The organism is Thioclava sp. JM3 (genome assembly GCF_002213185.1).
GTDB classification, from domain to species: Bacteria; Pseudomonadota; Alphaproteobacteria; order Rhodobacterales; family Rhodobacteraceae; genus Thioclava; species Thioclava nitratireducens.
In genome coordinates, this window is sequence record NZ_NBOB01000028.1 from 1 (window position 1) to 4,071 (window position 4,071).

General features: G+C 59.6%; 6 protein-coding genes. 3 read left to right on the forward strand and 3 right to left on the reverse strand.

What is annotated here, in order from left to right; translation table 11 throughout:
* Together B6V73_RS21050 and B6V73_RS20190 are read right to left on the reverse strand one after the other, a co-directional pair.
* The coding region (locus B6V73_RS21050) for a hypothetical protein (protein WP_206185627.1) at positions 1-208 on the reverse strand (208 nt) is incomplete at its 3' end.
* Between the two features lie 237 nt (positions 209-445).
* Positions 446-1,141 (reverse strand): FCD domain-containing protein, encoded by a 696-nt coding sequence (locus B6V73_RS20190; RefSeq protein ID WP_088726302.1) that lies wholly within the window; start codon positions 1,139-1,141, stop codon positions 446-448.
* A 76-nt stretch (positions 1,142-1,217) separates the two neighbouring features.
* Between B6V73_RS20190 and B6V73_RS21395 the strand changes: the two genes are divergently transcribed.
* Together B6V73_RS21395 and B6V73_RS20195 are read left to right on the forward strand one after the other, a co-directional pair.
* Complete coding sequence (locus B6V73_RS21395) at positions 1,218-1,484, forward strand: TSUP family transporter (protein ID WP_346426038.1); 267 nt, start codon at positions 1,218-1,220, stop codon at positions 1,482-1,484.
* Entirely contained in the window at positions 1,378-1,974 is a 597-nt protein-coding gene (locus B6V73_RS20195) for a sulfite exporter TauE/SafE family protein (protein ID WP_346426039.1), read from the forward strand. The genes B6V73_RS21395 and B6V73_RS20195 overlap by 107 nt, the downstream gene beginning before the upstream one ends.
* Before the next feature lie 376 nt (positions 1,975-2,350).
* Here the strand turns inward: B6V73_RS20195 and B6V73_RS20200 are convergent, their stop codons facing one another.
* Positions 2,351-2,635, reverse strand: a complete 285-nt coding sequence (locus B6V73_RS20200; RefSeq protein WP_088726300.1) for a hypothetical protein — start codon at positions 2,633-2,635, stop codon at positions 2,351-2,353.
* A gap of 204 nt (positions 2,636-2,839) precedes the next feature.
* On the opposite strand from B6V73_RS20200, the gene B6V73_RS20205 reads away from it, so the two are divergent.
* The gene (locus B6V73_RS20205) at positions 2,840-3,787 is read left to right on the forward strand and encodes a DUF2726 domain-containing protein (protein WP_088726301.1); all 948 of its coding nucleotides are present in this window, start codon (positions 2,840-2,842) and stop codon (positions 3,785-3,787) included.
* The last annotated feature ends 284 nt before the right edge of the window (positions 3,788-4,071 follow it).

Here is a 4,071-nt window from a genome sequence, read left to right on the forward strand (position 1 = left end):
CGCCAATCCTCCCACCTGATGTCGGAATTGAATCAGCGCCACGCCCAGCAATCAAGCGCGAGTTTTTCAACGGAATACGCCCTTTGACTGTGACGTCGATCTCGGCCCATTGCGGCCATTGATCCCAAGGCGCACCGCTGCGGCGCAGCGTCACCGAACCGGTCCGCCGTCCCTTGCGCAGCAAACCGGTTCCGGCAGAGGTCGACATTGCGGACAAAGCCGCCGCGTCTTGGCTTTGGTCTTGTCCAGATGCCGCGTTACCATGCCGAGGCGGCTCTCCCCGCCCGCGAGTTCGTCGAGGTTCTGACCGAGTTTCCGCCGTCACTCTCGCCGGTCTCCGTCCTTTATCCTGGCAACCGGCAGCTCTCTCCCGCCTGTGGGTGTTTCGAGATTGGTTGGTGGCAGCGTTCTGAAGGCACAGGGCTCAGGCGGAGCGGCACCGCTGTCAGGGCGGCAGACCGGACCCGCGCATGGCCGTGAAGATCGTCTGCAGGTGCCCGCGCATGGCATCCGCGGCGGCGTCAGTCGCGCCCCGTTGAATGCACGCGACCACTTCCTCATGCTGTAGGCTGTGACATTCGGTGAATTCGGCGACACCGAGTTTTCGGTAAGTGACTTCCCATTCGCGCTGCCAGGCCGCATGGCGGCGCGCGCCCGCGAGATAGTCGAGAAGGCCAAGCAGTATGGGATTTCCTGTTACCTCTGCGATACCACGGTGAAAGGCGGCGTCGAGCCGTTCGCAGTCGGTCCGGGTTGCGGCACGGCGGCCCCGGTTGACCAGATCGGAAAGATAGGCGATCTCGACAGGGGTCGCGAGCGCAGCGGCCTCGGCGGCGACGGAGGGCTCGAGGGTCAGGCGCGCCTGCATCAGCTGAAGCGGTGAAGCGCCTTGCACTAGAATGGTCTCGCGCACAGGGTGGCCCGGCGGGCGGGGGCCAAGGAACGTGCCTTGCCCGACATGCCGCCAGAGATCGCCAGCGAGCTCCAGCTCGGCCAAGGCATTGCGCAGCGTCTCACGGCTGCACCCCAACCGACGCGCCAGATCCCGCTCCGGCGGCAGCTGTCCGCCCGGCGCGATGGCGGCCGCCGCGCAATAGTCGCGCAGCGCTTCCACAATCTTTCGAGTTCGCTTCGTGGTCATTTGCACCCCCATACAGACCAATTTGCAGACCAATCCGGCATCATGCAACAGCGGCGCGGTTTGAAGGAGAACGAACATGCTGACAGGTATAATACTCGTGCTGGCCGGCTTGGGCGCCGGTGCGCTCAATGCAATCGCGGGTGGTGGCACCTTTCTGACGTTTCCGGCACTCGTCTGGGCCGGTGTTCCGCCTATCATGGCGAATGCGACCGCGACCTTTGCCGCCCTTCCGGGCTATGTGGGCAGCGCTTGGGCCTATCGCACGGATATCGAGCGCGGCGGGAAGCCTCCTCTCGCCCATCTGTTTGGCACCGCGATCGTCGGGGGGGCTCGCTGGCGCTAGTCTGCTGCTGGTCACGCCTGAAGAGCTGTTCTCGGGCGTGGTGCCCTGGCTCTTATTGATGGCGACCTTGGCCTTTGCCACCGGCCCGTCCTTCGTTCGGTATCTCGCGAAGTCCGGGCGCGAAACGCCCAGCCCCACCGCACTTGCTCTTGTGTTCGTGGTCTCGGTCTATGGCGGCTATTTCAACGGTGGCCTCGGCATCATGCTGCTCGCGGCTTTCGGCGTCATCGGCATGACCGACCTGCACCGGATGAACGGGTTGAAGAACTTGATGTCCGCGATCCTGTCGGTGGTCTCGGTCGCGACATATGCCATTGCGGGACTGATCGACTGGGGCAACTTGCTGATCGTCGGCCTGTCCTGCGCCATGGGCGGATACATCGGCGCGGTTCTGGCGCGGCGGGTTAGGAACACGGCCGTGCTGCGCCTGTTCATTATCGCAATCGGCTTGATCATGACCGTTGCCTTCTTTATGCGCCCAGCAGGTTGATCATTTGTCAAACCGGTGAAACTTTCGGCAATAGCTGATGTTGAGGCGTCGCGTTGCTCATTCTGAAGTCACTTGGCCCGGCTGTGGCTCTGACCGGCAAAGAGGTATCGCCCGTTGTCGCCAATGTCCTCAAGTAGATACGCGATGGCAACCTAACGATGGTGGTCAACGACAGCCCACTTAGCAAAGACGCCGATGAGGAGCTCAATAATCTCATCGAAAGGTCCTAAGTATGATAGGCTAGCGGGCCCCCGCGCACTGGTAAGCGCAGAGGCGTATTGATTCCCGACTGTTTTTGTTCTAAATATGATCACATGACCTTTCATCGAGAGTTGGGTTGAAAAGGCCGTTGGGTGTGTCGCAGCCTCAATGGCCTTTACTTTTGCACGGCGCCGAAACAGCGCAGCGCGCGTTCGAAAGCAGGCTGCCGGACTGCGTTTAGAGATGCTGGCGGCGCCCTCGTTGCATGACCACTGCCATGCGCCCTCATATCGTCGTTCAGTTGACTGGTGCGCCGCCTCTGCGCATCTTCGCCTCGATAGCCCGTTTCGTCGTTAGGAGCGCGCGCGAAGCCAGAAAAGATCGAGTCACGAATGCGGTCGATATGAAGAAGTTGCTTCGCGTAGCAGACATTGATGTAAAGCGCAGCAAACGACCGCATTCCGTCCTTCCTGCTCCGGCGCAGTGACGGCCCTCTCCGGACATTCAGTCAATAACCCGATGCTGCGTTGCTGCCCGTCGAAGCGGTCGTTCGTGCATCGTGCAGCATTTTCTTAGGTCAGATGGCCGCTATGCGGGACGAAGCTGCCGTTCCGATAGATGATAGGAGTGTCCGTCAAGGGCGCTCCCGTGCTAGATATTAGCAATGTTGCGCAAGTTCAGAAACTACAGTGAAGATCGCGTTCAAAAGCAAATCCGTGCGGTGATAGGGCGTCACGGCGCTGAACTGCATGAAAAGGTGCGTGTCGCAGACGTTGTAAATATCGAAATGCTAGATCGACGCGATCTAGGCACATACTCGTTGCAATCCCATTTCGATTTTGTCCTGATCGACGAGAGCCAACAAGCGGTCGTCGCCATCGAATTTGATGGGCCAGGACACAAAACGTCCAACGACGAGAAGAAGAATTCGATTTGCAATCAGGCGAACCTACCCTTGTTTCGCATCTATGGATTTCAGGAAGTGCGGGAAATCAACGCAATGACGTTGACGCGCTACTTGGTGGAGCTGGTGTTCCATGCGCGCGTTTTCCAACAGATGAAAGCCGACGGGCGCCTCGACCCGAGCGAACCTTTCATGCTCAGCGGTTTCATCAAGGACGACGCCAAGAACATCTTTGACAGCGAGTTCGACTTTGTTGCAAACGCTAACGGCAAATTGACACGCGCTTTGAAACAGAACGGTTTGGTCGACGACGACCTGCCGCACTTGAGTATCGACCGACTCATCGTGCGGTCGCCAGACGACGACCTTCGCGCCTTCGTTTCGATCAACTCGTTAAAGGGGCCGATCATGGGCACTGCAAACGTGCGCATCAGCCTGCCGTCACCCGGATTCCTTTCCGAGATTGGAAGCATACCGATGGAGATCGCGCAATTCGCCGACGGTATGGCTTGCGATGATCTCTATGAGAACATCCGCCTCGTCGGCTCTGGTGCGGGTCACGTAGTGAGATCATCAGACGAACTGCTTCCAGAGATCACAAGCCTCGGTCGCCAAGGCTACGCATTCGCGTTCGGAGGGGGCGGCAGTCGTTCCGACGTTGATCTGCTAGCGGCTTTCACGGCGGGCACTGGAGGCAAACTCTTTTGATCGGGCACAATCCATAGCTGCCATTAGTGCGTCCGGCAGCATCGGTTAGTTTGGGCTCAAACCGGACTTGCGGCGGCGCGGCACGCACAACTTGACCTTGCACGCTGCGGCGCGACCAACCGTATGACCGCTCCCAGCCGAACCTTGACATTCACGCCATACGAGACATGCGGCGGCCCCCAACTTACTTTAGACCTTTGAATGGGCGTAAGCGGTGTCTGAGCGGCACGTTGTCTACGCCGGCGCGGACTGCGAGGTGATACCCATCTCAAGATGGGAGTGCG

What these genes read in the sequence shown, in the direction of transcription:
- B6V73_RS20205 (WP_088726301.1), top strand. Translation starts at nt 2,840, where the DNA reads ATGTTGCGCAAGTTCAGAAACTACAGTGAAGATCGCGTTCAAAAGCAA.
- B6V73_RS20200 (WP_088726300.1), bottom strand. Translation starts at nt 2,635, where the DNA reads ATGCGGTCGTTTGCTGCGCTTTACATCAATGTCTGCTACGCGAAGCAA.
- B6V73_RS20190 (WP_088726302.1), bottom strand. Translation starts at nt 1,141, where the DNA reads ATGACCACGAAGCGAACTCGAAAGATTGTGGAAGCGCTGCGCGACTAT.
- B6V73_RS20195 (WP_346426039.1), top strand. Translation starts at nt 1,378, where the DNA reads ATGTGGGCAGCGCTTGGGCCTATCGCACGGATATCGAGCGCGGCGGGA.
- B6V73_RS21395 (WP_346426038.1), top strand. Translation starts at nt 1,218, where the DNA reads ATGCTGACAGGTATAATACTCGTGCTGGCCGGCTTGGGCGCCGGTGCG.